At 52.1% G+C, this 666-nt stretch carries 1 protein-coding gene and 1 pseudogene; both read left to right on the top strand.

The genetic code is table 11. The features are described 5' to 3' along the window. Positions 1 to 180: hypothetical protein (locus H8S11_RS13800; RefSeq protein ID WP_207722012.1), on the top strand; the 180-nt coding region annotated here is incomplete at its 5' end. 187 nt (positions 181 to 367) lie between these two features. Further along, positions 368 to 666 (top strand): annotated as a pseudogene (locus H8S11_RS13750) (hypothetical protein); the annotation flags it as partial.

Raw genomic sequence — 666 nt, 5'->3', positions numbered from 1 at the left:
AAAAAGGCTCTGGAAGCTGCTCAGACCATTGCTGATTTTTGCAAGCAACAGTCATCCTGCCAAAATTGTATTTTCCGCTTGTTCGGCTCTGAAAACTGGAAGTGCCACATCGAGGCATTGGACTTGCAGGATGTATTGTCCAACATCGCAGCGAAAAAGAAAAATAATGGCTATTTGTGAGAGGAGGCCCAGCCATGACGGACGAGGCCGTGGAGATGGTGATGAAGAGGATGGAGGCGCTGCATGAGATTACTGAGTGACATAGCGTGGATTATTCTTCTGACCATTACGCCGTGGTGGCTATTCGAGAGGTTACTATTGTCCGACTGTGAGCGGGCTGTGCGCAAGAGATTGGAGGCGCCGAACGATGGCAAGGGCGATTGATGTTGTGCAGGTCAAGGCAGAGATAGCAGCTGAAAAACTGGCTGTCATTATTGAAAATGGGAGCGTTTTGCTAAAAGATATGCAGAGCGGCGAGGCGGTTAAAATTGCCACCCTCACCCCGCCGAACGAGCCGCTGACGTGCGAGGAACTGCGGGAGATGGATGGGGAGCCGGTGTGGGTGCAAACGCCCGGTATACCGCAGTATGGACGATGGGTAATCGTGGCGGGCGTTGATATGAAGTACGGGCAAAGCACTCTGTACTGCCAAGGCGACTATACCTG

Origin of the sequence: Flintibacter hominis, assembly GCF_014287965.1 — a bacterium.
Taxonomy (GTDB): domain Bacteria; phylum Bacillota; class Clostridia; order Oscillospirales; family Oscillospiraceae; genus Lawsonibacter; species Lawsonibacter aceti.
This window is presented reverse-complemented; position numbering and strand designations above follow the sequence as displayed.